The organism is Paenibacillus glycanilyticus (assembly GCF_051200795.1).
Taxonomy (GTDB): domain Bacteria; phylum Bacillota; class Bacilli; order Paenibacillales; family Paenibacillaceae; genus Pristimantibacillus; species Pristimantibacillus glycanilyticus.
Genome location: NZ_CP195155.1, coordinates 4,143,864 through 4,169,259, shown reverse-complemented (window position 1 = coordinate 4,169,259; position 25,396 = coordinate 4,143,864). Strand labels below are relative to the sequence as shown.

The 25,396-nt window shown below is 51.9% G+C and carries 24 protein-coding genes and 1 other annotated feature; of the genes, 22 read left to right on the top strand and 2 right to left on the bottom strand.

Annotated features, from left to right (window positions below):
• Positions 1–195: 195 nt before the first annotated feature.
• From spoIIGA to ACR9FF_RS19045, 12 genes are all read left to right on the top strand, one after another.
• Positions 196–1,119 carry a sigma-E processing peptidase SpoIIGA gene (gene spoIIGA, locus ACR9FF_RS19100; protein ID WP_127497739.1) on the top strand — a complete coding sequence of 308 codons (924 nt, stop codon included), beginning with the start codon at positions 196–198 and terminating at the stop codon, positions 1,117–1,119.
• A gap of 50 nt (positions 1,120–1,169) precedes the next feature.
• Positions 1,170–1,892, top strand: a complete 723-nt coding sequence (gene sigE / locus ACR9FF_RS19095) for an RNA polymerase sporulation sigma factor SigE (protein ID WP_015845452.1) — start codon at positions 1,170–1,172, stop codon at positions 1,890–1,892.
• A 105-nt stretch (positions 1,893–1,997) separates the two neighbouring features.
• A complete protein-coding gene (gene sigG, locus ACR9FF_RS19090; protein WP_015845451.1) occupies positions 1,998–2,780 on the top strand; it encodes an RNA polymerase sporulation sigma factor SigG in 783 nt (260 codons plus the stop codon).
• A 183-nt stretch (positions 2,781–2,963) separates the two neighbouring features.
• Positions 2,964–3,242: a PRC-barrel domain-containing protein gene (locus tag ACR9FF_RS19085; RefSeq protein WP_127497737.1), complete on the top strand. Its 279-nt coding sequence runs from the start codon at positions 2,964–2,966 to the stop codon at positions 3,240–3,242.
• 33 nt (positions 3,243–3,275) lie between these two features.
• On the top strand, positions 3,276–4,130 hold the full coding sequence (gene pgeF / locus ACR9FF_RS19080; RefSeq protein ID WP_435163742.1) for a peptidoglycan editing factor PgeF: 855 nt from the start codon (positions 3,276–3,278) through the stop codon (positions 4,128–4,130).
• Between the two features lie 4 nt (positions 4,131–4,134).
• A complete protein-coding gene (locus ACR9FF_RS19075; protein ID WP_435163739.1) occupies positions 4,135–4,863 on the top strand; it encodes a YggS family pyridoxal phosphate-dependent enzyme in 729 nt (242 codons plus the stop codon).
• 2 nt (positions 4,864–4,865) lie between these two features.
• Complete coding sequence (locus tag ACR9FF_RS19070; RefSeq protein ID WP_127497731.1) at positions 4,866–5,330, top strand: cell division protein SepF; 465 nt, start codon at positions 4,866–4,868, stop codon at positions 5,328–5,330.
• Positions 5,331–5,358: 28 nt separating this feature from the next.
• On the top strand, positions 5,359–5,610 hold the full coding sequence (locus ACR9FF_RS19065) for a YggT family protein (RefSeq protein ID WP_041614427.1): 252 nt from the start codon (positions 5,359–5,361) through the stop codon (positions 5,608–5,610).
• A gap of 14 nt (positions 5,611–5,624) precedes the next feature.
• Positions 5,625–6,398, top strand: a complete 774-nt coding sequence (locus ACR9FF_RS19060; protein ID WP_435163736.1) for an RNA-binding protein — start codon at positions 5,625–5,627, stop codon at positions 6,396–6,398.
• 99 nt (positions 6,399–6,497) lie between these two features.
• Positions 6,498–7,046 carry a DivIVA domain-containing protein gene (locus ACR9FF_RS19055; RefSeq protein WP_127497727.1) on the top strand — a complete coding sequence of 183 codons (549 nt, stop codon included), beginning with the start codon at positions 6,498–6,500 and terminating at the stop codon, positions 7,044–7,046.
• Positions 7,047–7,111: 65 nt separating this feature from the next.
• Positions 7,112–7,386 (top strand) — a binding site (T-box leader).
• A 38-nt stretch (positions 7,387–7,424) separates the two neighbouring features.
• Positions 7,425–10,514, top strand: a complete 3,090-nt coding sequence (gene ileS / locus ACR9FF_RS19050) for an isoleucine--tRNA ligase (protein ID WP_435163733.1) — start codon at positions 7,425–7,427, stop codon at positions 10,512–10,514.
• Positions 10,515–10,707: 193 nt separating this feature from the next.
• Entirely contained in the window at positions 10,708–11,004 is a 297-nt protein-coding gene (locus ACR9FF_RS19045) for a DUF5665 domain-containing protein (RefSeq protein WP_190276227.1), read from the top strand.
• A gap of 38 nt (positions 11,005–11,042) precedes the next feature.
• Here the strand turns inward: ACR9FF_RS19045 and ACR9FF_RS19040 are convergent, their stop codons facing one another.
• On the bottom strand, positions 11,043–11,747 hold the full coding sequence (locus tag ACR9FF_RS19040; protein ID WP_201001396.1) for a TraR/DksA C4-type zinc finger protein: 705 nt from the start codon (positions 11,745–11,747) through the stop codon (positions 11,043–11,045).
• Positions 11,748–11,914: 167 nt separating this feature from the next.
• Between ACR9FF_RS19040 and lspA the strand changes: the two genes are divergently transcribed.
• The 4 genes from lspA to ACR9FF_RS19020 all read left to right on the top strand — a co-directional run bounded on the left by lspA (position 11,915) and on the right by ACR9FF_RS19020 (position 15,523).
• Complete coding sequence (gene lspA / locus ACR9FF_RS19035) at positions 11,915–12,436, top strand: signal peptidase II (RefSeq protein WP_127497719.1); 522 nt, start codon at positions 11,915–11,917, stop codon at positions 12,434–12,436.
• Positions 12,417–13,364 carry an RluA family pseudouridine synthase gene (locus tag ACR9FF_RS19030; RefSeq protein WP_127497717.1) on the top strand — a complete coding sequence of 316 codons (948 nt, stop codon included), beginning with the start codon at positions 12,417–12,419 and terminating at the stop codon, positions 13,362–13,364. The genes lspA and ACR9FF_RS19030 overlap by 20 nt, the downstream gene beginning before the upstream one ends.
• A gap of 223 nt (positions 13,365–13,587) precedes the next feature.
• Positions 13,588–14,298, top strand: a complete 711-nt coding sequence (dapD, locus tag ACR9FF_RS19025; RefSeq protein ID WP_127497715.1) for a 2,3,4,5-tetrahydropyridine-2,6-dicarboxylate N-acetyltransferase — start codon at positions 13,588–13,590, stop codon at positions 14,296–14,298.
• A gap of 106 nt (positions 14,299–14,404) precedes the next feature.
• The gene (locus ACR9FF_RS19020) at positions 14,405–15,523 is read left to right on the top strand and encodes an N-acetyldiaminopimelate deacetylase (protein ID WP_435163728.1); all 1,119 of its coding nucleotides are present in this window, start codon (positions 14,405–14,407) and stop codon (positions 15,521–15,523) included.
• 57 nt (positions 15,524–15,580) lie between these two features.
• Here ACR9FF_RS19020 and ACR9FF_RS19015 read toward each other — a convergent pair whose 3' ends face one another.
• Complete coding sequence (locus ACR9FF_RS19015; RefSeq protein WP_435163725.1) at positions 15,581–16,735, bottom strand: aminotransferase A; 1,155 nt, start codon at positions 16,733–16,735, stop codon at positions 15,581–15,583.
• A 566-nt stretch (positions 16,736–17,301) separates the two neighbouring features.
• Between ACR9FF_RS19015 and pyrR the strand changes: the two genes are divergently transcribed.
• The 6 genes from pyrR (at position 17,302) to pyrF (ending at position 25,393) form a co-directional block, all read left to right on the top strand.
• The gene (gene pyrR / locus ACR9FF_RS19010; protein WP_127497708.1) at positions 17,302–17,925 is read left to right on the top strand and encodes a bifunctional pyr operon transcriptional regulator/uracil phosphoribosyltransferase PyrR; all 624 of its coding nucleotides are present in this window, start codon (positions 17,302–17,304) and stop codon (positions 17,923–17,925) included.
• On the top strand, positions 17,922–18,827 hold the full coding sequence (locus ACR9FF_RS19005) for an aspartate carbamoyltransferase catalytic subunit (RefSeq protein WP_127497706.1): 906 nt from the start codon (positions 17,922–17,924) through the stop codon (positions 18,825–18,827). Before pyrR ends, ACR9FF_RS19005 begins: the two co-directional genes overlap by 4 nt.
• A gap of 31 nt (positions 18,828–18,858) precedes the next feature.
• Positions 18,859–20,151, top strand: coding sequence for a dihydroorotase (locus ACR9FF_RS19000; RefSeq protein ID WP_435163722.1), 1,293 nt, complete (start codon positions 18,859–18,861; stop codon positions 20,149–20,151).
• A 35-nt stretch (positions 20,152–20,186) separates the two neighbouring features.
• Positions 20,187–21,332: a carbamoyl phosphate synthase small subunit gene (locus ACR9FF_RS18995; protein ID WP_248757754.1), complete on the top strand. Its 1,146-nt coding sequence runs from the start codon at positions 20,187–20,189 to the stop codon at positions 21,330–21,332.
• Positions 21,319–24,537 (top strand): carbamoyl-phosphate synthase large subunit, encoded by a 3,219-nt coding sequence (carB, locus tag ACR9FF_RS18990; protein ID WP_435163718.1) that lies wholly within the window; start codon positions 21,319–21,321, stop codon positions 24,535–24,537. The genes ACR9FF_RS18995 and carB overlap by 14 nt, the downstream gene beginning before the upstream one ends.
• A 130-nt stretch (positions 24,538–24,667) precedes the next feature.
• Positions 24,668–25,393, top strand: a complete 726-nt coding sequence (gene pyrF / locus ACR9FF_RS18985; RefSeq protein WP_435163715.1) for an orotidine-5'-phosphate decarboxylase — start codon at positions 24,668–24,670, stop codon at positions 25,391–25,393.
• The last annotated feature ends 3 nt before the right edge of the window (positions 25,394–25,396 follow it).

Genomic DNA, 25,396 nt, shown 5'->3' with positions numbered 1-25,396 from the left:
AAATTATCATATTCCCGATACCGCAACAATTCATTAGCCCTATAAACTCGCAATGGTGCCTCGACAAAAAAAGCTATGTCATGCCGTCATGTTTAGACAGACTTTGAAATAGGATTTTTATATACTAGGTTCAATCGTTCTCTCCAGAGGGGAGGGCAAACGTTCTGTCGTTCGAACCCGCTGGAAGGTGAAGCTGTGACTGTTTATGTCGATGTCATGTTTGTGCGGGAGCTGCTTGTTGACGGCAGCATTCTGCTGACGACCGCTTGGGTGCGTCATATCCGGGCACGTCCTTGGCGGGTGCTGACGGCAGCCAGCATTGGTGCTTGCTACGTTGTTCTTATGTTGTTTCCGCCCTTATCGATTCTTTTTACGTTAGCGGTAAAAATACTGATTTCTCTCCTCATGCTATGGGTTGCGTTCGGCTTCTTTTCCATCCAGAACTTCTTCCGGAACATCGCAGCTTTCTACACCGTGAATTTTGTTGCGGCCGGGGCGATAATCGGTATTCATTACTTGCTGATGCAGGGTTCAGGCGAAGTATGGCGTACGATCACCTTTATAAATGGCGGTATGCAGGTCGAGCTGAAGATGGGATTTATTTATGTGCTCGCTGCGTTTAGTATCGGCATTTACATATACCGCTCGGTTTATGTTCAGCGGCGCGAGAGGGAGCTGGTGAGGACCCATTTGGCCGAAGTGAAGATTCAAATCGGCGACCGGGAGCATACGTGCACCGGATTGATCGACACGGGCAACCAGCTGTACGATCCGCTGACACGGACGCCCGTTATGGTTGTTGAAGCAAACGTATGGCAAGATGACCTGCCGGAAGCATGGCTGAAAAGCATTCGTGAATCGCAGGTGGATCGGCTTGTTGCCGGCCTTGGAGAGGAATCTTTTGCCTGGCAGGATCGGCTGCGACTTGTACCCTACAGAGGAATCAATCGCGGATCGCAATTTATGCTGGCGCTAAAGCCGGATTTTGTTCAGATTGAGCGGGAAGGGCAAGTGTTCGTCTCTCGGAAGGTACTTGTCGGCATTGACGGCGGCAAGCTTTCGGCGGACAGCACTTACCAAGCGATTATCCATCCGTCACTCGTTCAGAGCAACCAATGATTGGATTAAGAAGACGAACGTTTACATCATTTTGGGGAGGGATGGGCCGGATGCTCGTCAAATGGAAATTAGTCCTGCAGTTATATTATTATCGTGTTTTGTTTTTATTCGGATTAAAAAGCGAAGAAATCTATTATATCGGCGGCAGCGAGGCGCTACCTCCGCCCCTTACCCGCGAAGAAGAAGAATACTTGCTCGATAAGCTTCCATCCGGCGATACGGCGATCCGCGCGATGCTGATTGAGCGCAACCTGCGTCTTGTTGTTTACATTGCGCGCAAGTTCGAAAACACCGGCATTCATATCGAAGACCTGGTGTCCATAGGGGCGATCGGTCTCATCAAAGCCGTAAATACGTTTGATCCGGAGAAAAAAATCAAGCTCGCTACCTACGCATCCCGTTGTATCGAGAATGAAATTCTGATGTATTTGCGCCGCAACAGCAAGACGCGGACAGAAGTGTCTTTTGACGAGCCTCTTAATATCGACTGGGATGGCAACGAGCTGCTGCTGTCCGACGTCCTTGGCACGGAGAACGATACGATTTACCGGAATATCGAGGAGCAGGTTGACCGCAAATTGCTTCATAAAGCGCTTGATAAGCTCTCAGAGCGGGAGCGGATTATTATGGAGCTGCGCTTCGGGCTTGCCGACGGCGAGGAAAAAACCCAGAAGGACGTAGCCGACCTTCTCGGGATTTCACAGTCCTATATTTCGCGCCTGGAAAAGCGGATTATTAAACGGCTTCGCAAGGAATTTAACAAAATGGTGTAATGGTATACCCATTTTCGCGGCAACAGATACCCCTTTTTCGGAAGAATAAAATAGGGGTCCAGGGAGATAATGTACATTAATGTTTCTCCTTGGGAGGTAATCACGTTGACCCGAAATAAAGTCGAGATCTGTGGAGTGGATACCGCGAAACTGCCTGTCCTGACCAATGCCGAAATGCGGGAGTTGTTTACCGCACTACAAACCCAGAACGAATGGGCAGCCAGAGAGAAATTAGTTAACGGCAATTTAAGGCTGGTTCTAAGTGTGATTCAACGGTTTAATAACAGGGGAGAATTTGTGGACGACTTATTCCAGGTCGGCTGCATTGGACTTATGAAGGCGATCGATAATTTCGACCTTAGCCAAAACGTCAAGTTTTCCACCTATGCCGTGCCGATGATTATCGGTGAAATTCGCCGTTACTTGCGTGACAATAATCCGATCCGCGTATCGCGGAGCCTAAGGGATATTGCCTATAAAGCGCTGCAGGTTCGAGACAGCCTGACGAATCAAAATTCGCGTGAACCAACGATTTTTGAAATTTCCGAAGCGCTGAACGTTCCGAAAGAAGATGTCGTATTCGCTCTTGACGCGATCCAGGATCCCGTCTCCTTGTTTGAGCCGATCTATCACGATGGCGGAGACCCGATCTATGTGATGGACCAGATCAGCGACGACAAGAACAAGGATGTATCGTGGATCGAGGAAATTGCGCTTCGCGAAGCGATGCATAAGCTGAATGACCGCGAAAAAATGATTTTATCCATGCGTTTCTTTGAAGGAAAGACGCAAATGGAAGTTGCCGACGAAATCGGCATTTCACAGGCACAGGTATCCAGGCTCGAGAAATCGGCCATCCAACAAATGCAAAAGCATGTAAAAACTTGAGCGGCGCCGCAAGGCGCCGTTTTTATGTGCGCAAAAAAGACAAGCCTAACTTGTTTTTTTGCGGGAATAGGACATTTTGGGCGTTTTGCACATATAGATAAGTGAGGATGTTTATCCCTATGAATGACAAGCGTAAACGACTGCACCGACGTTCTTATATTTAAGAAAAGTGGTGATAAGCATATGAAGATATCCGATTTCCAGACCAAGGATGTCATTAATATCGTGGACGGCAAAAAGCTTGGACAGATCAGCGATCTGGAGCTGGATCTCCGACAAGGGCGCATCGATGCGATTGTTATTCCCCAATTCACAAGATTCCTGGGCGTATTCGGCAACGGAGGGACGGAGGTTGTTATCCCTTGGCGCAATATCGTGAAGATTGGGGCGGACGTTGTGCTCGTCCGGCTGGACGATTCCAGCAAGAAGCTGGAGGACGAGGATTTGCACGCGCGCACATAACAGGTTAAACTGCTTACAGAGGTGAGTGCCCGTATGGAATCGTTTAAATCTGTACTTACGGCGAAGGGACCTTCGCTTTTTTTATTGTCAACATGGCTGGAGCAAAATGAACGGTTGACCGCCGGATTTACCGGCAGGAACGGCGGCGTAAGCGAGCAGCCGTGGTCGTCGCTGAACGTTGGCCTCCACGTGGGAGATTCGGATAATGACGTTGTGCGCAACCGTCAGCTTATCGCGGAAGCGATCGGTTGGCCTTTTGAAGCGTGGACTTGCGGGGAGCAGGTGCATGGCAGCGACGTTTTCCAGGTGACCGCAGCCGAGCGGGGGAAAGGCAGATTATCGCGCGATTCGGCAATAGCCGATACGGACGGACTGATGACGGATGTCCCGGGCGTGCTGCTGGCGTCCTTTTACGCCGATTGCGTACCGCTTTATTTCTACGATCCGAAGCATCAAGCAGTAGCCTTAGCTCATGCAGGCTGGAAAGGGACGGTTCAGCAAATCGCGGCCAAGACGATCGAAGCAATGGGACGGCAGTACGGAACGAAGCCCGAAGAACTGCTATGCGCCATCGGTCCGTCGATCAACGACTGCTGCTACGAGGTGGACGGTTTTGTCATTGATAAGCTTCAGCCGCTAGTAGATAGCCTTGCGAAGAAGCTGAATTCGAGCCCGGATTTGATGATGACATTGGTGGAAAACGGTAAAGCTATGGTAAACTTAAAACAAATTAACCGACATATTATGCTTGAAGCAGGAATTTTGCCGATTCATATCGAATTATCCGAGTGGTGCACGGGATGCAGCACGGATCAATTTTTCTCCCACCGGAAGGAAGGCGGCAAAACGGGCCGTATGGCCAGCTGGATCGGTATCCGGGAAAGGTGAACGAATGACGACTACAATCAAAGAAGCATTGCAGGAAAGACTCGAAGAAGTGGAGCGCCGGGTTGTTGCAGCCTGCGAGCTAAGCGGCCGCAGCCGCGAAGAAGTAAATATTATTGCGGTAACGAAATACGTATCGCTTGAAACGGCGCAGGCTGCTCATCAACTAGGTCTCCGGCATCTTGGCGAGAACCGCTGGCAGGATGCCAAAGAAAAATGGGAAGCCATAAGCGGCAGCGCAATAGATGAAGACGGCGGACAAGCTGTCTGGCATTTCATCGGTTCGCTGCAGACAAACAAAGTGAAAGACGTCATAGGCAAATTTACATACATTCATTCGCTGGATCGTCTGTCCTTGGCGCAGGCGATCGACAAACGGGCTTCCCAGCTTGGCATCACCGTTCCTTGTTTTGTTCAGGTTAACGTATCTGGCGAACAATCCAAGCATGGTCTTGACCCGGAACAGCTGCCGACATTTCTAACAGAGCTCAAGGAATTATCATCGCTGCGCATTATCGGCCTTATGACAATGGCACCTTATGAGACGGAAGCAGAAGAGACAAGGCCCATATTTCGCTCTTTGCGCAAGCTGAGAGATGAGATGAACGAGCGTGCAATCCTCCCGGAATCGATGACGGAATTGTCCATGGGCATGTCAGGAGATTTCGAAGTAGCGATAGAGGAAGGCGCAACCTGGATCCGCTTAGGAACGATACTAGTAGGAAAAGAGGGGTAACGATGAGTGTCATGAACCGATTTATGAACTTTCTTGGTCTTCAGGAAGAAGAGGAAGTAGTCGAGCGCGAAAGAGTAACGCAGCAGCAACCGGATGAACCGGAAGTTGAAACTTCTCCGTTCGAAGCACGTAGAAACTCCAAAGGCGGCAATAACAATAATATCGTGAGCATTCATACGCAAAAGAGCGTACGCGTCGTCTTAAGCGAACCGCGTTCTTACGATGAAGCGCAGGATATTGCCGACCATCTGCGTTCGCGCCGGGCGGTTATCGTGAATCTGCAGCGTGTGCGTACGGATTTGGCTGTGCGGATTGTTGATTTTTTAAGCGGCACAGTCTATGCGCTTAACGGCCACATTTCGAAGCTTGGGCCAAACATCTTCCTGTGCACACCGGATTCTGTAGAAATTCAAGGCGCCATTACCGAAATGCTGGCAGAGGATATTGATTACAATAAGATGAGGTGACCTTGAGTTGAGTGTCTATTCTTTGATTATGAACATCCAGAACATTTACAGCTTTATGATTATCGGCTACGTCTTGCTGTCCTGGCTGCCAAATGCGCGTGAAAGCTTTATCGGTGTATTTCTGGGCCGGCTGGTAGAACCGTATCTCGGAATTTTCCGCAGATTCATTCCACCGATCGGCGGTATGCTTGATATTTCCCCGATTATTGCCATTTTTGCATTGCGCTTTATCGCATACGGCCTCTACGCGGTTGTCGATTTCATTGTGAACATGTTCTAGAGGAAGGACAGCTTATGAAGCCAACAGTATACGAACATTTCCATCCGGATGAGAAACCATTTGTCGACCGGGCGTTGGAGTGGGTTGAACGGTCCGCGCAGCTGCATGAGCTGAAGCGGACCGATTTTTTAGATCCGAGGCAGGCTCAGATCTTGCAAATGCTGGCGAACAGGAATCCGGATGTCCAGCTTAGACTTGCCGGAGGGTATCCCGAGGCCGAACGCTGCAGAGCGATTATCGGCCCGGAATACCGCTACTTGGACGATGAACCCATTGGCTTGTCCGTTCTCGCCGTAACCGGCGGAGGAAGCGAGCTTGATCACGGCGATTACCTGGGCGCTTTGCTCGGGCTCGGCGTCAAACGCGATCGAATTGGAGATATTCATGTTCATGAGGACTATTCGCATATAATTGTTTTGGACGAAATTGCCGATTACTTAAATGTACACTTAAGACAAGTGCATCGTGCGAGCGTACTTACGGAAATAATTCCCACACTTAAGCTTAAACCCGTTGTACCTGCCCTTCAAGAAATGTCCTTCACGGTCGCGTCGATGCGGCTGGATGGAATCGCTAGCGACGTCTACCGGATCAGCCGGACGAAGATCGTAGATCCGATCCGCGCAGGCAGATGCAGAGTGAACTGGAAGACAGCCGAGAATCCGTCCGAACAGCTGAAAATGGGGGATGTCGTCTCCTTTAAAGGCCTAGGCAGATTTAAGGTTATGGAAATTGATGGCATGACAAAAAAGGGAAGAATTCGCGTCAAGGTTGGTAAATTTATTTAATCCGTTGCAGGATTTTGGAAACAACTGTCGAATCCAAAGTCACAACGATTTTTCCGAGTACATCCGCGATTGCGGCAAATACGTTGAGGAGGTGCGCCAATGCCGTTGACGCCATTGGACATACATAACAAGGAATTTGGACGAAGATTACGCGGGTATGACGAGGATGAGGTCAACGAATTCCTTGACCAGGTTATCAAAGATTATGAATCCATTATTCGTGAGAACAAAGAGCTGCAGAATCAGATTCTTGGTCTTCAAGAAAGACTGAATCATTTCTCGAATATCGAAGAGACGCTCAGCAAGACGATTATCGTTGCGCAAGAAGCGGCTGATGAAGTAAGAAACAACGCGAAGAAGGAAGCCCAGCTCATTATCAAGGAGTCGGAAAAGAACGCCGACCGCATTATTAACGAGTCGCTGGCCAAATCCCGCAAAGTATCGCTTGAAGTGGAAGAGCTTAAGAAGCAGGCATCGATCTACCGTGCACGCTTCCGTACTTTGGTTGAAGCACAGCTTGAGCTGCTTAGCCAAGACGGCTGGGATTCGCTGGATTCGTCAGCTCCGCAACTTTCCAATTCCTCTCAATCTTCGCATGCTTCGTCTTCCGTAACTCATTTATCGGCGGAGCAATTTCAGCGCGGATAGGCATTTGTCATTTGACAACCGCTTTGCGATAAGCTATAAATAAATTAATTGCATGATAGTTGATTGGAACTTCATTGACGAGAACGAGTACGATTCCAAGTTCGTTCACCAGAGAGCCGTCGATTGCTGAGAGGCGGCGTTCGAACCGATTCGGAAAATCATCTCCGAGAAGCAGTGCTGAACATGAGATCCTGCCGGATCCACTATTAAGGACTGACGGCTTGTCCCCCGTTACAGGGACCGCGAATTTACGCAATTCGCGCCAAGGTGCCGCATCCGGTTGTTTTTTCAGCTGTTTGCGGAATTAGGGTGGTAACGCGAGCGCAGCCTCGTCCCTTTACAGGGACGGGGCTTTATTATTTTCAGGAGGTAATGACAATGCAACGTGTAGACGTCAAAGAAAAAGCAAGAGCCCGCGAATTGCGCGTACTGAAGCAATGGGCAGAGAACGATACGTTCAAACAATCCATCGAGAACCGTGCCGGCAAGCCGAACTATGTATTTTACGAAGGTCCTCCGACCGCGAACGGCGCGCCGCATATCGGTCACGTATTGGGCCGCGTAATCAAGGATTTTATCGGCCGTTACAAAACCATGTCCGGTTACCGCGTAGTCCGCAAAGCAGGCTGGGATACGCATGGTCTTCCGGTGGAGCTTGGCGTAGAGAAGCAGCTTGGCATCTCCGGTAAACAAGAGATCGAGAAATACGGCGTTGAAGAATTCATCAAGAAATGCAAAGACAGCGTATTTGTCTACGAGAAGCAATGGCGCGAGCTGACGGAAGCTATCGCGTATTGGACGGATCTGGATAATCCGTATATCACGCTTAAGAACGAGTACATCGAAAGCGTGTGGCATATCCTCTCGACGATCCACAGCAAAGGGCTGCTCTATCGCGGTCACCGCGTAAGCCCGTATTGCCCAAGCTGCCAGACTACGCTCAGCTCGCATGAGGTTTCGCAAGGCTACGAAGACGTGAAGGATCTTTCCGCTACGGTTAAATTCAAGCTCGCGGGCGGCGAATCCATTCTCGCGTGGACGACAACGCCTTGGACATTGCCGGCTAATGTGGCATTGGCGGTAAATCCGGAGCTGAATTACATCCGCGCCTCCAAGGACGGCGAAGTCTACATCGTTGCTCAGAACCTGGCGGAGAGCGTGCTTAAAGAAGGTTACGAGACGCTTTCGACGCTGAAGGGCTCCGAGCTGGTAGGCCTTTCCTATGAGCCTCCGTTCCGTTATGTGCCTATCGAGCATGGTCACGTTGTAATCCCGGGCGATTTCGTCAGCGACACAAGCGGTACGGGTATCGTTCATATCGCGCCTGCCCACGGTGAGGATGACTATAAAGTTTCCCGCCAGAACGGCATCAGCATGCTGAGCGTCGTGAACAACGCGGGCCGCTATATTGACGAAGTAACCGATCTTGCCGGCCGTTTCGTAAAAGACTGCGATGTCGACATTGTCAAAATGCTCAGTGAACGCGGCTTGCTCTTCTCCAAAGAGCGTTACGAGCATAGCTATCCGTTCTGCTGGCGTTGCAAATCGCCGCTTCTGTACTACGCGACGGAAAGCTGGTTCATCGAAACAACAAAGGTGAAAGAGCAATTGATCGCTAACAACAGCACGGTTGACTGGTATCCGGGCCATATCCGCGAAGGCCGCTTCGGCAAGTTCCTGGAGGATCTAGTGGACTGGAATATCAGCCGTAACCGTTACTGGGGAACACCGCTTAACGTTTGGGTTTGCGAAGCAACGGGCAAAGAATATGCGCCTAGCAGCATTGCCGACCTGCGCGAGCGCGCCGTAGATTTCGTGCCGGAGGATATCGAGCTTCACAAGCCTTACGTGGACGAAATCAAGCTGAAGTCGCCATTCCAGGAAGGCGCAGTCATGACCCGTACATCGGAAGTTATCGACGTATGGTTCGACAGCGGCTCGATGCCATTCGCGCAGCAGCATCATCCTTTCGAGAATGCGGAAGAGTTCGCGGAGCAATATCCGGCGGACATGATCTGCGAAGGCATCGACCAGACGCGCGGCTGGTTCTTCAGCTTGCTGGCGGTATCGACGCTGTACAACGGCAAAGCTCCTTACAAGGCCGTAATCTCGACAGGCCATATCCTGGATGAGAACGGGCAAAAGATGTCCAAATCCAAAGGCAACGTTATCGACCCTTGGGAAATCATCAACGAGTACGGCACGGATGCCTTCCGTTGGGCGCTTCTTGCGGACAGCGCGCCATGGAACAGCAAACGTTTCTCGCGCGGCATCGTAGGCGAAGCGAAATCGAAAGTAATCGATACGATCGTGAATACTCACGCCTTCTATGCGCTGTATGCCTCCATCGACGGCTTTAATCCGGCTGAACACGAAGAACGGCCATCCGCAAGCAAGCTTGACCGTTGGATCGTATCCCGCTTGAACAGCTTGATCAAGACAGTAGTGAAAGGGCTTGAAGTGAACGACTTCCTGAACCCTGCGAAAGCAATCGAAGTCTTTGTCGACGAGCTGAGCAACTGGTACATCCGCCGTTCGCGCGACCGTTTCTGGGGCAGCGGTCTGACGGAGGACAAGGTAGCGGCTTACCAAACGCTGCGTCATGTCCTGCTCACGCTTTCCCGCGTTATTGCTCCTTACGCTCCGCTGCTCGCGGAAGACGTCTACGGCAATCTGGGCGGCGAATCCAGCGTTCACCTGGCAGACTACCCGGTTGCGGACGAATCGGCGATTGACGAGACGCTGGAGCGCGATATGGACAGCGCGAAGCAAATCGTGGAGCTTGCCCGCAACGTGCGCAACGAGACCGGCATCAAGACGCGTCAGCCATTGTCCGAGCTGATCGTATCGCTTGACCGCGATTTTGCGGTTACGGAATACGAGGATATCATCAAGGACGAGATCAACGTGAAATCTATCGTGGTTCAAAACAGCGACAGCGGTTTTGTGGATTTCACACTCAAGCTCAACCTCAAAGTTGCGGGCAAAAAATACGGCAAGCATGTTGGGCCAATCCAGGGTTACTTGAAAGGTCTGGCACCTGAGGCGACACGCGAAGCCGTTACTTCCGGAAGCCTGGTATTCACTTCGGCGGAAGGCGAAGCGATTACGGTAACCACCGAAGAGCTGCTCGTAGAGAAACAAGCGAAATCCGGATTTGCGTCGGCTTCCGCAAACGGCCTGACCGTTGCCCTTAACACGGATATTACGCCAGAGCTGGAGCAGGAAGGCTGGGTTCGCGAAGTTATCCGTGCCGTTCAGGATACGCGCAAAAAGCTGGATCTGCCGATCGAGAAACGCATCGATCTTGTTCTCGACGTGGATGCCGGGCTGCAAGCTGCACTGGAGACGTTCAGCAACGTGCTTAATGAGAATGTCCTGCTGAACAGCGTTTCTTACGAAAAAGCAGACGGTATGGAACGCGTGCAGCTCGGAGAGAAAGAAATCGGTATTCTTGTCCGCGTTTAGGCATATAGACGCCAGGGATCGGGATATAGTATAAGGAGCATAGCCACAAAAAAACGAGTGCCTTCATGGCAAGGCCTCGTTTTTTTCTTCCCGGAAGCGGATGTATGAATGCAAAGGGGGACGCTGCATGGTCCGAGTAAAGCTGGATAACGACCTGGAGAAAGACCGCAAAGATAAGAATGACGATGGAACGATGGAACATACATTAAGCAGACTGGACATGCGATTAAGCAAAATCGCTACCGATATGGAACGGACTCAAATCGCGGATTACGTGGATTTGCTCAATCATCCGCTCCGGCTCATGTGGCGCAATTTGCTTGGCGGCCTCTCAAGGGGCGTCGGAATCGCGATTGGATTTACGTTTTTTGCAGCTACCATTCTGTATGTGCTGCGGATTATCGGCGCGCTTAATCTGCCGATCATCGGCGATTACATAGCAGATATCGTACGCGTTGTGCAAATCCAGCTGGAAGGCAAAATTTATTGAAAAAAGGCGGAAGGTGCGATGCACCTTCCGCCTTTTTGTTATTCCAGCTCCAGCTCATGATCGCCTTCTTCATGATCCATGTACTGCTTGTAATGCCGGTTGCGGATAACGGAAACATGGTTGCCGGTAATATCCGTCGCAACAAAGCTTTCGTAGGATTCAACAAACCCGTCGTTTTCGTCCGCTTCAATGCCGATATGGTCATAGTCGTCAACATTGTTGTTTTCCGAGAACGCGGGAGATTCCGAAGTTCCCCATTGCTCAACGATCTGCCAGGCATCTTCTCCGTCAAAGCCGTTATAATCATCGTCATCGCGGCTGGATCTGCCGAAAGGAGGGGCGAGGAAATCCTCTTCCGCAGGCTGTCGGTGGGAAGTCTCCTGACGAGGCGCATGTTCCACGCAGTACAGGGAATCGGGAAGAGCTTCCAGGCGCTCGTCGGGAATCGGCTTGCCGCAGGCCCGGCATTGACCGTAAGTCCCGTTATCCATAGCCTCAAGCGCTTGGGAAATGCGAGTCAAGTGGAGATCCTCGTTTTCGAGTAAAGCCAGATCCTTGGAGCGTTCGAAAAGCTCGGTCCCAAGATCCGCCGGATGATTATCTATTGGGGAGAGCTCGCCGGTATTATCGCGCAGCGAAGAGGCAAGTCCGTTATGTTCGTTGTGGGATTGACGTTCCTCGATTTCCCGTTTCTCCGCCTCAAGCCGGCTTCGAAGCTGTGCAAGCTGTGTTGCATTCGGCATTGGTTGCACCTTCCTTAGATGAAATAGGTAAGACGTTACATATCTAAGCTATAGTCTTCGCAAACCGGCTTTTTTTATAAAGGACTTCTTTGGAAAGGGGACTACTGGCTCAGATGCGGGCCATTATGCTACAATACAGTAGTTTGGTACAAACTAGGAGGGATACGATGCGTTTATATTATTACTGGATCGCGTTGGCAGCATTTTTGCTGGACTTGATCACCAAAAAAATCATTGCGGCTCAGCTTGAAATCGGTGAGCAAATTAGCGTGATCGGCAATTTCTTTCTTATTACCTCGTATCGGAACCGCGGCGCGGCATTCAGCATTTTGCAGGAACAGCGGGTGTTTTTCATCATCATCACTGTTCTTATTGTCAGTGCAATTATCTGGTATATCCAGGCCTCCAGAAAATCAGGCAAAGTATGGCTTTTGACCGGGCTTGGCCTTGTGCTGGGCGGGGCGATCGGCAACTTCCTTGACCGTGCGATCGCAGGAGAAGTGGTTGATTTCCTGATGTTTAATTTCGGCAGCTATACGTTCCCGATCTTTAACATAGCGGATTCCGCTATTTGCGTAGGCGTAGCATGCATTCTAATTGATACCTTGCTGAATTCGAAGGAAGATTCGAAACGAATCGGCAACAGAGAGGATAAGGACCAAAACGAGCATGAGCAGCAACCTGTTTAATGAAAACGAAGAATTGTTGGAATTTGAAGCAGCCCCGGAGCAGGCAGGAGAGCGAATCGATAAATTCGTAACGGACAGCCTTAACGAGGATTCCATCTCCCGCACGCAGGTGCAGGAATGGATCAAATCCGGTGCCGTACTTGTCAATCAGAATACCGTAAAACCGAACTACAAGCTGTCTTCTGGCGACCAAGTGGCCATTCGCGTGCCGGAGCCGGAAGATGCGGCCATTGCAGCCGAGGACATTCCTCTTGATATCGTATACGAGGATGCCGACGTTATCGTCATCAACAAACCAAGAGGCATGGTCGTCCATCCGGCACCGGGACATTCCTCCGGAACGGTCGTAAACGCCTTGATGTTTCATTGCAAGGATCTGTCGGGCATTAACGGCGTGCTTCGCCCTGGCATCGTGCACCGTATCGATAAAGACACATCCGGACTTTTGATGGCGGCCAAAAACGATCTGGCACACGTTTCCCTGGCTGAGCAGCTCAAGGATCACTCGGTATCGCGCAAATACATTGCGCTTGTTCACGGCAATCTGCCGCATGACCAAGGCACGATTGATGCCCCGATTGGCCGAGATCAGAATGATCGGAAGCTGTTTACGGTCACGGACCGCAACAGCAAGCATGCCGTTACCCATTTTGCCGTGCTCGAGCGTATTGCAGATGACTACACGATCGTAGAGCTGCAGCTGGAGACAGGCCGTACGCATCAGATTCGCGTTCATATGAAATATATCGGTTATCCGCTTGCGGGAGATCCGATGTACGGCCGCAACAAGACGGTCGCGCTCAAAGGACAAGCGCTGCATGCGGCGGTTCTCGGCTTCAAGCATCCCCGGACCGGCGAGTTTCTGGAGTTCGAAGCTCCGATTCCAGCCGACATGGAGCATGTGATTAATTCTCTGCGCCTTCGTTAAAATGCCTAGATAAACGTTCAAAGGCATATGCGGAAAAATGCAAACTTTTCAGCAAATCATTCATTATTCGAACGCGGAAAGTAAGCTATTCTAAGAAACGATGCTTTACAACAATTAGCCATCAAAAACGTGGACTCTGTTCAAAGTCATGTGCTACAATGTTCGGGAAAAAGTGGCTTGTCTTAATGAACAGTTGCTGGTGATGAAGGAGAGACGAAAAGCTATGCAAAACATGGACCAAACAATGGAAGTTATCAATTACATCAAGAACGGCAAGAAAGTTACGCCGGTGAAGGTTTACTTCAAAGGCAAAATCGCTTCGGCTAACGCTGAAGTTAAAGTATTCGATTTCGGCGACGGCGGCGTGCTGTTCGGCGATTGGGCGGAAGTTCAAGCCTTGCTGGAAAACGAGAAAGCAAACATCGAATATTACGAAGTGGAGAATGATCGCCGCAACTCCGCAATTCCGATGCTCGACCTGAAAGGCATTAACGCCCGCATCGAGCCAGGCGCCGTTATTCGCGACAAAGTCGAAATCGGCAACAACGCGGTTATCATGATGGGCGCTACGATTAACATCGGCTGCTCGATCGGCGAAGGCACAATGATCGACATGAACGCAACGCTTGGCGGACGCGTGCAAGTCGGCAAAATGTGTCATGTTGGCGCAGGCGCTGTACTGGCTGGCGTTATCGAGCCGCCATCCGCTCTGCCGGTTGTTATCGAAGACGACGTTGTTATCGGCGCTAACGCGGTTGTTCTGGAAGGCGTTCGCGTTGGCAAAGGCGCTGTTATCGCAGCAGGTGCCATTGTTATCGAGGACGTGCCTGAAAATGCGGTTGTTGCGGGCGTCCCTGCTCGCATTATCAAGATGGTTGACGAAAAAACGAAGTCCAAGACGATTATCGTTGAAGGCCTTCGCGATTTGAAATAATAAGATTTTGCAGCGCGCGCCATCTATGTGGCGCGTGTTTCCTTGTTTGGCGAGGCTGACGGAAATTGGCGTTGGCCCTTGCATGTTGAAGAAAGGAGTTGATCGAATGAGCAAGTTCGTGGAGTTAAGGCGACAGTTTCACCAGATCCCCGAGCCGGGGTTTCAAGAGTTTAAGACGCAAGCCATGCTGCTCGAGTATATTAACGGATTGCCGCAAGATCGGCTGGAGATCCGGACCTGGCGTACCGGCGTCTTGGTTCGGGTGAAAGGCCTGGTGGGCGAGCATTGCTTAGGTTATCGGGCGGATATGGACGGGCTGCCTATCGAGGAAGATACGGGTTATGAGTTCCGTTCGACGCATAACGGTTATATGCATGCATGCGGACACGATCTGCATATGGCGATTGGGCTAGGGGTATTGACGGCAATCGTGGAGCTGCCGATCAATGACGATGTTCTATTCGTGTTCCAGCCGGCCGAAGAGGGACCGGGCGGGGCTTTGCCGATGCTGCAGAGCGAAGAATTCAAAGAGTGGAAGCCTGATTTTATGATGGCGCTGCACATTGCGCCGGAATATCCGGTAGGCACGATCGCAACCCGTCCGGGCATTTTATTCGCCAACACGTCGGAGCTGTTTATCGATATCATCGGCAAAGGCGGCCACGCGGCGTATCCGCACCGCGCCAACGATATGATCGTTGCCGGAGCAAGCCTTATCATGCAGCTGCAGTCGATTGTCTCCCGCAACGTGGATCCTCTCGACTCTGTCGTTGTGACGTTGGGCAAGATCGAAGGAGGCACGAAGCAGAATATCATCGCCGAACGGGTACGCCTCGAGGGTACGATCAGAACCTTGAGCGCAAAATCCATGAGCGATGTAAAAGCTCGCATCGAGTCGCTGCTGGACGGGCTTAAAGTCAGCTTTGGATGCCAGACCGAGCTCGATTACGGCTCGAATTATTATCAGGTATACAATAATGAACAAGAAGCCGAGCGTTTTATGGATTGGGTTCGTGCTTTTGAAGGCGTACAGCTCATTGAATGCACGGAAGCAATGACCGGAGAGGACTTCGGGTATTTCCTTCAAGATATTCCGGGTCTGATGTTCTGGCTTGGCGTGGATACGCCGTATGGCCTGCATCATGCCAAGTTGGAGCCGCAGGAGGACGCGATCGGGGTTGCGATCGAGGTGGTCTCGAATTATTTGCGGCATCGCTCGTCATAAATAAAAAAAAGCTGCTTTGCGTATGACGCAAAGCAGCTTTTTCGTGTAGCGAACAGCTTAAAGACCTTCTACAAAGGAATGAATGCGGTCCATGGCCTCTCGTAGTACTTCCATGGAGCAAGCGTACGAAATCCGGATGTAATTGTCGCCGTAAGGAGCAAATGCGGCACCAGGCACAACCGCAACGCGTTTCTCTTCAAGCAGACGGTGCGCGAAAGTCGTGGAGTCGAGCCCAAACTTCTCTACTGAAGGGAAGATGTAGAAAGCTCCGTTTGGCTTCACGACATCGAATCCTGCCGCTACCAGACGGTCGTAGGCATAGTCACGGCGCCGAGCGTATTCGTCCCTCATCGGCAGCGCGTCATCGATGCCGGCGGTTAAGGCTTCAACCGCAGCGGCTTGGCTGATCGAGCTGGCGCATGTTACGTTGTATTGATGCACCTTTACGATGTGCCTTGCCAAGTAAGCCGGCGCGAACAGCAGTCCAACGCGCCATCCGGTCATGGAATGCGATTTGGACAATCCGTTTATGACGATTGTCTTTTCGCGCAAGCCCGGCAGTGCCGCTATGGAAGAATGAGTCCCGTCGAATACAAGCTCGCTGTAAATTTCATCGGACAAGACGAACAGCTCGCGATCCTGTACCAGATCCGCAATCTCTTTAAGCTCGCCTTCCGATAGCGTGCAGCCTGTCGGATTCGAAGGCGACGCCAGCACGATGCAGCGCGTACGCTCCGTCAAATACGTTTTGATCAATTCTGCCGTTAATTTGAACCCGTTGCCGGTTGTATCGACATGCACCGGCTTAGCGCCGCACATGCGGATAATCGGCTCATAGCCCGGATAGATTGGACCCGGCAGAAGTACTTCGGTTCCTTCCTCCAGTATCGTCCGGAATGCAACGTCAATGGCTTCGCTTGCGCCGACCGTTACGATAACCTCCTCGGAAGGATCGTAAGTCAGCCCGTATTTGTGCTGCATAAAATTCGCTGCTGCTTTCCGCAATTGCAGAGTACCCGCATTAGGGGTATATACCGTTTCCCCGTTGTCGATCGCATGCTTGGCTGCTTCGAGGATATGCTTGGGAGTCGGGAAGTCCGGCTGACCGATGGTAAGCGACAGCACCCCTTCGTATTGACTAACCTTGTTCGCCATTTTCCGGATGCCGGAAACTTCGATTCCGCGGACATCCGCTCTAATTAAATGTTCCATGCTTGCTTTCACCTGTCCCGTCTATGTACGTTATGGATGGTATTCATCTTAACATAAAGGGCTGGGCACTTCGAGAGGGGTTAGGGGTCATGTCATGAATCATAAAATGTCCCAGTCATAAAATAAACGGTCGTGCAGAAGATAAGACGAGCATATTCCTTTATTCTTTTTATCCCTGCAGTTAAATACAAACGTAGCGATTCGAATGATTCTTGAAAAGCGTAGCGTCCGCCTTTGCTCGGGAATTCCATACACTAAACAATTGTTCACCGGAATCCCCGAGCAACAGCGGTTGAAAGAACATTCGATTGCGCAGTTTGCTGTTTAACTGCCATCACCCCTTGACATCTTTTGCAGGGCGCGGTACAATTCCTTTGATATATGGCAGTACCTTTAAATCAGCCCCGTGAGGCTGGCAAGGTAGCGTGAATAACAGATCTGCCACACTTAGAACAGGGCCTTAGCCTAACCGTATCCTGCTGGGATAGCGGAGGTTAAGTCGACCCTCTATGTGTGGCCGGTCTCAGGCTCCTTGCGTTGTTGGCAAGGAGCCTTTTTTCGTCTCCATGCCAACAGGCGCGATTGATTATCCGAGAGCGAAGGAGGAGGCGGTAACGGTGGAAGAAGAGCATCTGGTCATAATGGACGAGACAGCGATCCGAAGAGCACTCACAAGAATTGCGCACGAGATCGTGGAGAAGAACAAAGGCATTGATAACTGCGTTCTGATTGGCATCCGCACAAGAGGGATTTACCTGGCAAGAAGAATTGCGGATCGCATTCAGGATATCGAAGGCAAGCCGGTTGAAGTGAGAGAGCTCGACATCACCTCTTACCGGGATGACCGCAAAGCAGCATCCGTGGATACACGCGTGGAACTGGCTGCGGTAATCGGCGATCTGAATGGCGAACCGTTCTCGGCACATGATAAGAAAGTTATCCTGTGCGACGATGTTCTCTTCACCGGACGTACGATCCGTGCGGCAATGGATGCCCTGATGGACTGCGGAAGACCGGAAAGCATCCAGCTGGCCGTTCTGGTGGACAGAGGACACAGAGAGCTCCCGATCCGGCCTGATTACGTAGGCAAAAACGTACCGACCTCCAAACAAGAGCAAATTGACGTCTCGTTAACGGAAATCGATCTGAAGGACCAAGTCATGATCATACACCAGAGGGGGCAGGTCTGATGACGACGATGACACAACTTAAACAACGCAGTTTGCTTGGACTGAAAGATCTCAGCAAAGAAGAAATTGAATCGATTTTGGATCGTGCGGCTTACTGGGAACAGCACCCAAGCAAAGTGCACAATGTGATGCAGGGCAAATTCGCGGCGAACATGTTCTTCGAGAACAGCACAAGAACTCGCTTCTCCTTCGAGGTAGCAGAGAAACGTCTTGGAGCGGAAGTATTGAACTTCTCGGCTGCCGTATCCAGCGTGCAGAAGGGCGAATCGATCTACGACACGGTCCGTACGCTTGAATCGATGGGCATCGACGTCGGGATTATCCGGCTCAAGCCAATCGGCGTTCTTGCCGAGCTGGCTACAAAAATTCAAGTGCCGCTAATTAACGCAGGCGACGGCAACAACGAGCACCCGACACAGGCGCTGCTCGACTTATATACAATGCGCAAGCATTTCGGCAATCTGAACGGCCTGACCGTGTCGATCATCGGCGACGTTCTTCACAGCCGCGTAGCACGCTCCAATCTGTGGGCGCTCCGCAAGTTTGGTGCAAAGGTTCAGTTCTGCTCGCCAAGCAACATGACCGCGCCTGAGCTTGATGTGCCGTACGTAACAATGGATGAAGCGCTGAAAGCCGACGTCGTGATGATGCTTCGCGTACAACTCGAGCGTCATGAGAGCGGCATGCTGAATTCGGCAGAAGCTTACCGCGAGCAGTTCGGCCTGACGGTCGAGCGCGCAAGCCGGATCGCAGAGCACGCGATCATCATGCATCCGGCTCCAATCAACCGCGGCGTTGAGATTGACGATGAGCTGGTTGAACATCCGCAATCGCGCATTTTCCCCCAAATGGCGAACGGCGTACCGATTCGGATGGCGGTTGTAGAACGGGCACTGAGCTAACACGAATAAATTCCGGAAGGTGAACAAAACAATGTCAGTATGGATTATTAACGGTAGCGTATGGGATAAAGCTTCTGGAAGCTTGCAAAAGAAACATATTCGCCTCGAAGGCGAGCAAATCGCGGAAATCGTTGACGGTTCTGCAGCGCCGGACACAGGCTCTGCGGAAGTCATCGACGCGGCAGGAAAGCTCGTATCGGCGGGCTTCATCGATATGCACGTCCACCTTCGCGACCCGGGCTTCGAATATAAAGAAGACATCGCGACAGGCACGCGATCGGCAGCGAAAGGCGGCTTCACGACAATCGCATGCATGCCGAATACACGCCCTTCGGTGGATACGCCCGAGACGGTAAAATACATTTTGGACAAAAACGCTTCGGAAGGCGTTGTAAAGGTACTTCCTTACGCAGCGATTACGAAAAACCAGCTGGGCCGCGAACTGACGGATTTCGCCGCACTGAAAGAAGCGGGAGCAATCGGCTTCACGGATGACGGTGTCGGCGTACAAAGCGCGCAAATGATGAAGGATGCGATGGCGCTGGCGGAATCGATGAATATGCCAATCATCGCGCACTGCGAAGACAATACGCTGGTTGAAGGCTTGTACGTCAGCGAAGGGTCCTTCTCCCACAAGCATGGACTGAAAGGCATTCCGAACGAATCCGAAGCCATCCATGTCGGCCGCGACGTTCTTCTCTCCGAAGCAACGGGCGCGCATTACCATGTGTGCCATGTCAGCACCGAGCAATCGGTTCGCCTGATCCGCCTTGCGAAGCAGATCGGCGTACGGGTAACGGCCGAAGTTTGTCCGCATCACCTGGTTCTGTCGGACGAAGATATCCCGGGCTTTGACTCGAACTGGAAAATGAACCCGCCGCTGCGCACCCCGCGCGACGTCGAAGCGGTTATCGAAGCGCTGGAGGACGGCACGATCGACATGATCGTTACCGACCACGCACCGCATAGCGCGGAAGAAAAAGCGCGCGGCATGCAGCTTGCGCCATTCGGCATCGTGGGCTTCGAGACAGCGTTCCCGCTGCTCTACACGAAGTTCGTGCAAACAGGCAAATGGACGCTTGGCTTCCTGCTTGACCGCATGACAGCCGACCCTGCCCGCGTGTTCGGCCTGCCTACCGGCCGCATTGAAGAGGGAGCGCCTGCCGACCTGACTATCGTCGATCTGGATAGCGAGCGTGCGGTAGATCCGTCTGCATTCGCATCGAAGAGCAATAACACGCCATTTGGCGGATGGAAGCTGCAAGGCTGGCCAGTGGCTACAATCGTTGACGGCAAGATCGTATACAACGAATCCGCTAACTAATAGAACATACGAAGACCTGATGAGGAGTGATACGGATGCAAGCAAGATTATTGTTGGAAGACGGAACGTTGTTTACCGGACAATCTTTCGGCGCGGAGACGCAAACGTTCGGAGAGGTTGTTTTTAATACAGGGATTACGGGGTACCAGGAAGTATTGTCCGATCCATCCTACTGCGGACAAATCGTATCGATGACTTATCCGCTGATTGGCAACTACGGAATTTCGCGCGACGACTTCGAGTCGATCCGCCCAAGCATTCACGGATTTGTTGTACGCCGCTATGAGCCTGTGCCAAGCAACTGGCGCGCGCAATATTCGCTCGGCGACCTGCTGAAGGAATACAACATTCCGGGCATCACAGGCATCGATACGCGAATGCTGACTCGTATTCTCCGTCAGCACGGTACAATGAAAGGCGTTCTGACAACCGGCACCGAACGCGTGGAAGAGCTTCAGGAACGTCTTGGCGGCATTCAGCTGATGACGGATCAAGTTGCGCGCACATCGACCAAATCGGTCTTCTCGAGCCCGGGCTTTGGCCCTCGCATCGTGCTTGTCGACTTCGGCGCTAAGAGCGGTATCCTTCGCGAGCTGACGCAGCGCGGCTGCGACGTTGTGGTTGTTCCTCATAACACAACGGCTGACGAGATTCGCAAATTGGCTCCGGACGGTATTCAGCTGTCCAACGGCCCTGGGGATCCGAAAGACGTTCCTTATGCGGTTCAAATGATTAAAGAGCTGCTCGGCGAGATTCCTATCTTCGGCATCTGCCTTGGTCACCAGCTGTTCGCGCTGGCTTGCGGCGCGGATACGACAAGGCTTAAGTTCGGCCACCGCGGCGGCAACCATCCTGTTAAAGAACTGGCTACTGGCCGCTGCTACGTTACTTCGCAGAACCATGGCTACACGGTTCTCGAAGATTCGATCAACAGCACGGAATTATCCGTTACGCACATCAATAACAATGACAAGACCATTGAAGGTCTGAAACATAACAAATACCCGGCATTCTCGGTGCAATACCATCCGGAAGCTGCGCCTGGCCCGTTTGATTCCAGCTATCTGTTCGATGAATTCCTGGACATGATCCGCGACCACAAACAAAACAACCCGCAAAAACCTCGTCAAGCTGTGCTGGCGGCAACGTTGAAAGGAGAACTTCAATATGCCCAAAAATAATGAACTCAAAAAGATTCTCGTAATCGGCTCCGGCCCGATTGTCATCGGACAAGCGGCGGAATTCGACTATGCCGGCACTCAAGCTTGCCAAGCGCTGAAGGAAGAAGGCTATGAAGTCGTTCTGATCAACAGCAACCCTGCAACCATCATGACGGATACAAACATGGCCGACAAAGTTTACATCGAGCCGATCACGCTTGATTTCGTATCCCAAATCATCCGCCAGGAGCGTCCGGACGGCCTCCTGCCAACGCTTGGCGGTCAGACCGGCCTGAACATGGCCGTTGAACTGGCACGCGCCGGCGTACTGGAAGCGGAAGGCGTGAAGCTGCTTGGTACGCAGCTGACTGCCATCGAGAAAGCGGAAGACCGCGACCTGTTCCGCGACCTGATGCGCGAGCTGGAACAGCCGGTACCTGAAAGTGTTATCGTTACAACGGTAGAAGATGCCGTTAACTTCGCCAACGAAATCGGATATCCGATCATCGTTCGTCCTGCCTACACGCTGGGCGGTACAGGCGGCGGTATCTGCGCGAATGAAGAAGAGCTTCGCGAAACCGTTGCATCGGGTATCCGTTACAGCCCGATCAGCCAATGCTTGATCGAGAAATCGATCGCCGGCATGAAAGAAGTCGAATACGAAGTTATGCGCGACGCGAACAACAACTGTATCGTAGTCTGCAACATGGAAAACTTCGACCCGGTTGGCGTTCACACCGGCGATAGTATCGTCGTAGCGCCATCCCAAACGCTGTCCGACCGCGAGTATCAAATGCTCCGTTCGGCATCGCTGAAAATCATTCGCGCCCTGAACATCGAGGGCGGCTGTAACGTACAGTTCGCGCTTGATCCGCACAGCTTCCAATACTACGTTATCGAAGTTAACCCGCGCGTAAGCCGCTCGTCGGCACTGGCATCGAAAGCAACGGGTTACCCGATTGCGAAGATGGCAGCAAAGATCGCCGTAGGCTATACGCTTGATGAAATCGTTAACCCGGTTACCGGTCAAACATACGCTATGTTTGAGCCTACCCTTGACTATATCGTATCGAAAATTCCGCGCTGGCCTTTCGACAAGTTCGTTAACGCGAACCGCAAGCTTGGCACGCAGATGAAAGCAACAGGCGAAGTAATGGCTATCGGTCGTACTTTCGAGGAATCGATGCACAAAGCGGTTCGTTCCCTGGAAATCGGCACACACCGCATTCACCTGAAAGAAGCGGCAACGCTGGATGACGCGGTATTGCAGACACGCCTGGCTAAGCCGGACGACGAGCGCATGTTCCTCGTAGCGGAAGCATTCCGCCGCGGTTACAAGCTGCAAGACGTACAGGATATCACGAAGATCGACTGGTGGTTCCTGGATAAGATTCAAGGCATCGTTGAATTCGAGGATCAAATCCGCCGCGAGGTTGCTTTGTCCCGCGAGACGCTGTACGAAGCGAAGCGCAAAGGCTTCTCCGACCGCTCGATTGCGGAAATCCGCAAGGAAGGCTTCCCGAACGGCAGCCATACGAACGAACATGATATCCGCGCGTTCCGCAAAGAGCTTGGCTTCACGCCAGTCTACAAAATGGTAGATACCTGCGCGGCTGAGTTTGAAGCTTCGACGCCTTACTACTATTCGACTTACGAAACAGAGAACGAAGTAACGGAATCCTCGAAAGAGAAAGTACTCGTGCTTGGCTCCGGTCCAATCCGTATCGGTCAAGGCATCGAGTTCGACTACTCGACGGTACACGCGGTATGGGCGATTCAAAAAGCCGGCTACGAAGCGGTTATCATCAACAATAACCCGGAGACGGTATCGACGGACTTCAGTACTTCGGACCGCCTGTACTTCGAGCCATTGTTCTTCGAAGACGTAATGAACGTAATCGAGCAAGAGAAGCCGATCGGCGTAATCGTACAGTTCGGCGGCCAAACGGCAATCAACCTGGCTGCTCCGCTTACGAAAGCCGGCGTACGCATCCTGGGCTCGAGCCTTGAGAGCATCGACACGGCGGAAGACCGCAAGAAATTCGAAAAGCTGCTTCGCGACCTGAGCATTGCCCAGCCTGAAGGCAGCACGGTTACTTCGGTTGACCAAGCGGTAGAAACCGCGCAAAAACTCGGATATCCGGTTCTCGTTCGTCCGTCTTACGTACTTGGCGGCCGCGCGATGGAGATCGTTTACTCCGACGAAGAGCTTCTGAGCTACATGGAAGTAGCGGTAAAAATCAATCCGGAGCATCCGGTTCTGATCGACCGTTACATGCTGGGCAAAGAAGCAGAGGTTGACGCGATCTGCGACGGCGAGACTGTTCTGATCCCTGGTATCATGGAGCATATCGAGCGCGCAGGCGTTCACTCCGGCGACTCGATCGCGGTATATCCTCCGCAATCGCTGTCCGACGATATCAAGAACCAAATCGTGGATATCACGGTCAAAATCGCGAAAGCACTAAAAGTGGTTGGCCTTGTAAATATCCAATTCGTTATCCATAACGAAAAAGTATACGTAATCGAAGTTAACCCGCGTTCGTCCCGTACGGTGCCGTTCCTGAGCAAAGTAACGGATCTGCCGATGGCGAACCTGGCAACGAAAGCAATCCTGGGCACTAAACTTGCCGATCTCGGTTATGTAGACGGCCTGTGGCGCGAAGACAACTACGTATCGGTAAAAGTACCGGTATTCTCCTTCGCGAAGCTGCGCCGCGTTGACCCTACCCTGACTCCGGAGATGAAATCGACGGGTGAAGTTATGGGCCGCGACGAGAACTATGCGAAAGCTCTGTACAAAGGCTTGATTGGTGCAGGCATGAAAATTCCAATGTCCGGCGCCATCGTTGCAACGGTAGCGGATAAAGATAAAGAAGAAGCGACTGAACTGCTTCGCGGCTTCTACGATCTGGGTTACAAAATTATTGCAACAGGCGGAACGGCTGATACGCTCGAAGCTGCAGGCATGCGCGTAAGAAGAGTGAACAAGCTGAGCGAAGGCGCTCCAAACATCCTTGACCTGATTCGCGAAGGCGAAGCGCAATTCGTAGTCAATACCTTGACGAAGGGCAAAACGCCTGAGCGTGACGGCTTCCGTATCCGCCGCGAAGCGGTAGAGAACGGCGTTGTATGTATGACATCGCTTGATACCGTACGCGCATTGCTGCGTATGCTCGAGTCGATCAACTTCTCCTCGCGCCCAATGCCGGTGCTGCAGAAGTAATTGAATACATGAAAGCACGGCCAGCGCCGGTTGCTTTCGGCGGCGGAAGCTTCTTACACAGGCTTCTGTCCCGAGGCCGGCGGATGGCCGTTTATTTCGGCCTCAGAAGCGAAAGGAGACTTTGATTGCGATGAGTTTAACAAGAGAACAAGCGGCAGGCAAAGTCATGGTTGCCCTTGATTATGCGGATGCGGCTTCAGCCGAGCGCTTGCTTGGCGAGCTGGAAGGCATCCCGTGTTATATGAAGGTTGGCATGCAGCTCTTTTACGCGGCGGGTCCGTCGTTCGTAGAAGCATTGAAGAAACGCGGCTATCGCGTTTTTCTGGACGTGAAGATGCATGACATTCCGAATACGGTAAAAGGCGGCTCGAACAGCGTAACAAAGCTTGGAGTCGACATGTTTAACGTGCACGCTGCCGGCGGCGCGGCGATGATGGAGGCGGCTGTGGAAGGCGCGGAAGCCGCACTCGCTAGCGGACAAGCAAGACCGGCTATTATCGCGGTAACGCAGCTGACCAGCACTAACGTACAAGTATTAAACGAAGAGATCGGAATCGCTGGCTCGGTGGAACGGGCCGTCGTCCGTTATGCGGAGCTGGCAAAACGCGCAGGCCTGAACGGCGTAGTGGCTTCACCTCTTGAAGTGGAGGTCATAAAAGCTGCTTGCGGCACGGCATTCCAGACCGTAACGCCTGGCATCCGTCCAACTTGGGCGGCAACAAACGACCAATCCCGCATTATGACGCCTCGCGAAGCCTTGCGGCAAGGAACGGACTATATGGTAATCGGACGTCCGATTACGGCAGCGGCTAGCCCGCGTGAAGCATTGGAATCTATTATCGAGGAGCTGATCTAAGCC

Bases quoted from the DNA above. Each gene is read 5' to 3' on its own strand.
- ileS (WP_435163733.1), top strand. From the start codon at position 7,425: ATGCAACGTGTAGACGTCAAAGAAAAAGCAAGAGCCCGCGAATTGCGC.
- carB (WP_435163718.1), top strand. From the start codon at position 21,319: ATGCCCAAAAATAATGAACTCAAAAAGATTCTCGTAATCGGCTCCGGC.
- ACR9FF_RS19000 (WP_435163722.1), top strand. From the start codon at position 18,859: ATGTCAGTATGGATTATTAACGGTAGCGTATGGGATAAAGCTTCTGGA.
- ACR9FF_RS19085 (WP_127497737.1), top strand. From the start codon at position 2,964: ATGAAGATATCCGATTTCCAGACCAAGGATGTCATTAATATCGTGGAC.
- ACR9FF_RS18995 (WP_248757754.1), top strand. From the start codon at position 20,187: ATGCAAGCAAGATTATTGTTGGAAGACGGAACGTTGTTTACCGGACAA.
- ACR9FF_RS19075 (WP_435163739.1), top strand. From the start codon at position 4,135: ATGACGACTACAATCAAAGAAGCATTGCAGGAAAGACTCGAAGAAGTG.
- pgeF (WP_435163742.1), top strand. From the start codon at position 3,276: ATGGAATCGTTTAAATCTGTACTTACGGCGAAGGGACCTTCGCTTTTT.
- ACR9FF_RS19040 (WP_201001396.1), bottom strand. From the start codon at position 11,747: ATGCCGAATGCAACACAGCTTGCACAGCTTCGAAGCCGGCTTGAGGCG.
- pyrF (WP_435163715.1), top strand. From the start codon at position 24,668: ATGAGTTTAACAAGAGAACAAGCGGCAGGCAAAGTCATGGTTGCCCTT.
- ACR9FF_RS19060 (WP_435163736.1), top strand. From the start codon at position 5,625: ATGAAGCCAACAGTATACGAACATTTCCATCCGGATGAGAAACCATTT.
- lspA (WP_127497719.1), top strand. From the start codon at position 11,915: ATGCGTTTATATTATTACTGGATCGCGTTGGCAGCATTTTTGCTGGAC.
- ACR9FF_RS19030 (WP_127497717.1), top strand. From the start codon at position 12,417: ATGAGCAGCAACCTGTTTAATGAAAACGAAGAATTGTTGGAATTTGAA.
- ACR9FF_RS19045 (WP_190276227.1), top strand. From the start codon at position 10,708: ATGGAACATACATTAAGCAGACTGGACATGCGATTAAGCAAAATCGCT.
- sigE (WP_015845452.1), top strand. From the start codon at position 1,170: ATGCTCGTCAAATGGAAATTAGTCCTGCAGTTATATTATTATCGTGTT.
- ACR9FF_RS19015 (WP_435163725.1), bottom strand. From the start codon at position 16,735: ATGGAACATTTAATTAGAGCGGATGTCCGCGGAATCGAAGTTTCCGGC.
- ACR9FF_RS19055 (WP_127497727.1), top strand. From the start codon at position 6,498: ATGCCGTTGACGCCATTGGACATACATAACAAGGAATTTGGACGAAGA.
- ACR9FF_RS19070 (WP_127497731.1), top strand. From the start codon at position 4,866: ATGAGTGTCATGAACCGATTTATGAACTTTCTTGGTCTTCAGGAAGAA.
- dapD (WP_127497715.1), top strand. From the start codon at position 13,588: ATGCAAAACATGGACCAAACAATGGAAGTTATCAATTACATCAAGAAC.
- ACR9FF_RS19065 (WP_041614427.1), top strand. From the start codon at position 5,359: ATGAACATCCAGAACATTTACAGCTTTATGATTATCGGCTACGTCTTG.
- ACR9FF_RS19020 (WP_435163728.1), top strand. From the start codon at position 14,405: ATGAGCAAGTTCGTGGAGTTAAGGCGACAGTTTCACCAGATCCCCGAG.
- pyrR (WP_127497708.1), top strand. From the start codon at position 17,302: ATGCCAACAGGCGCGATTGATTATCCGAGAGCGAAGGAGGAGGCGGTA.